We start from the raw sequence: 1,693 nt of genomic DNA, 5'->3' as shown, positions 1-1,693 counted from the left end.
CTAGCTTCTATCCACCCAACTTTCGCATTGTCTAGACTTGACGCAGACGGAGTGTCTATAAACGACTGGATTGCTTCTCTTAAAGAAAGCGCCGTCAAATAAGCATCGTTATAGTTGGCGTATGCAATTTCTGCAACAGTTTTTTGATATTCAGATTCTAAAGAAGCTTCTTGTTGTTTATTGCAAGCTGTAAGTCCAATAAAGGCTGTTACTGTTACTATGATGAGCTTTTTCATTATGCGTTTTAATTTTGTACAAATTTCATGTTAATTCAGTATGAAGTCAATCCCTTATTTTAGGTATTCTGGTATTCGATTAAACCTGTGTTTTGAGCAAATAGAACTAATTCTGAAATATTTTTCACCCCCACTTTTTTCAAAATATTTTTACGGTGTGTATTTACCGTGTGATGGCTTAAAAACAATTTTTCGGCAATTTGTTTACTGCTGTAACCATTTACTACTAATTGCAATACCTCTATCTCTCTCTTACTCAATTGTACGGGTAGACAATTTAAGGAGCGTTCGTTGTTTGTATCCTCTATGAGTAACTCGAGTACCTTATTACAATACGCTTTTCCTCCCTTAATAATGGAGGCTAAAGACTCAAAGATTTCATCAAACTCACACTCATAGGTCATAACACTATGAACACCCAAGGAAAGTAATTGTTTAACGGTTTTAAGATTGTGTTCTGAAGCATACAACATTACCGGAGTAGTAGGGTAGATACGTTTAAGTTTGGCTAGTTTTTCATTGGCAAATTGCTTGTCCGATCCGTAATCAATAAAGAGTACATCTATTTCTGGATGATTTTCTTTTACAATATTTAGGTTGATTACAAAGGTATTATCCGTACGTGACTCAAATAATTTTATGAGTCCTATTTCCATTACCTCGTTCGTACCGATAAATCCTATTTTCATTGCTTTTGTTTAGAATGTTTCTAAAGAGCAAAGGTGTGGATAAAGCAAGTTTAATTCAATACCACATTTTGGGTATTTTCTGTAAGCATAAGATGTTGGTTGAAATTTCCCAGTATGGTTTAGAAGGAGTACCCCAAAGAAAATGTAAGGTGTAGATTTACCGGATAATAGATGTACCAACTATACCCGTAATAATTAATTCCGGTTCGAAACAATAATCCTCTTTTGCCAGTGTATCTGTATTGGAGTGTTAACATTGAAAAAGGATCGTAAGAAGTATTTCCGTCGTAGAACTCTATACGATGGGTGCAACCAAATCCACCTTCAAAATGGTGTTTGCCTAGTGGAGAAGTAATCCATGAAAGGGCAGTAGGAACCCCGTAAACGCTGCTATTAAAGTCACGACTAAAACCAAGGCGCAAGAGCATGATATTTTTTTTGGAAATGCGTCTGTCATAGTTCACAGAAAAAAATCCAACCCCTACCGTTCCGTTTCCAGATTTACCTTCAATATAGATTGAATTTGGCCGAATCAATTGTTGTCCAAAGCTATAAGTACAACAAAAAAGGCTCGTTAAAAAGCATATAATTAATATCCTCTTAGACATACAAGAAAAGATACGGAAAATTGATGAAATTGAAAAACAGGTAAGGAGCGTGGTGAGAATATGTAAAACAGAAGGAAAGTAAAAAAACAAAAACCCCGAAGAAATTGATACTCTTGGTCCCCAATTTTCTTGGGGATCCAGCCATAGAGGCGTATTTTCT

At 35.6% G+C, this 1,693-nt stretch carries 2 protein-coding genes and 1 pseudogene; all 3 read right to left on the bottom strand.

The window, feature by feature from the left end:
• Positions 1–236 (bottom strand): annotated as a pseudogene (locus AC22ZQ_RS14565) (hypothetical protein); the annotation flags it as partial.
• 59 nt (positions 237–295) lie between these two features.
• Entirely contained in the window at positions 296–925 is a 630-nt protein-coding gene (locus AC22ZQ_RS14560; protein ID WP_318959476.1) for a helix-turn-helix transcriptional regulator, read from the bottom strand.
• A 119-nt stretch (positions 926–1,044) separates the two neighbouring features.
• Positions 1,045–1,353, bottom strand: coding sequence for a hypothetical protein (locus AC22ZQ_RS14555; RefSeq protein ID WP_318959475.1), 309 nt, complete (start codon positions 1,351–1,353; stop codon positions 1,045–1,047).
• Positions 1,354–1,693 lie beyond the last annotated feature (340 nt).

Source organism: Lishizhenia sp. (genome assembly GCF_057456495.1).
The sequence above is the reverse complement of the archived record's forward strand: the minus strand, read 5'-3'. Positions and strand labels throughout refer to the sequence as shown.